Annotated in this window: 1 pseudogene; it reads right to left on the bottom strand. The window is 32.7% G+C overall.

Features of this window, described 5'->3' with window-relative positions:
* A pseudogene (locus FUA24_RS08320) lies at positions 1 to 471 on the bottom strand (DEAD/DEAH box helicase); the annotation flags it as partial.

Here is a 471-nt window from a genome sequence, read left to right as displayed (position 1 = left end):
CAAAGTTGGTTCTAATATATGAGTTTAGTTTTTTACGGTACTCACCTTTTAACCATTCAACAAAATTAAATGTACTTTTACTAATGCATTTTGTGTAACGACCAATTCTAAAATCTATATCATCACCTAACTTTCTGGCAAGTGTTAGCGCATCATAAACATCTTCACTGTTTTCTACACAAATTTTAGCATGTTGAGCAATAGAGCGTTCTAGTACTACTTTTGATGATTCACCTGCTCTAATAGACTCTACGTAAGTTTTTTGAATATCAAAGTACACCTCGTCTGAATTGCCAAATTCTTCTCTTAAATCATCAGGCATTTCATATCTAAAATTGCTTTCTAACTCTTCATCACTTAACAAAGCATCTAAATAATAGTTAGGCGATCTAAAAATACGTTGCCAATCTAAATTATCGCCCCAAGGCCCAAACCTGTGGAAATTATTTCCTAAATCTATTACTGCAAATG

The organism is Seonamhaeicola marinus (assembly GCF_008085455.1).
The sequence above is the reverse complement of the archived record's forward strand: the minus strand, read 5'-3'. Positions and strand labels throughout refer to the sequence as shown.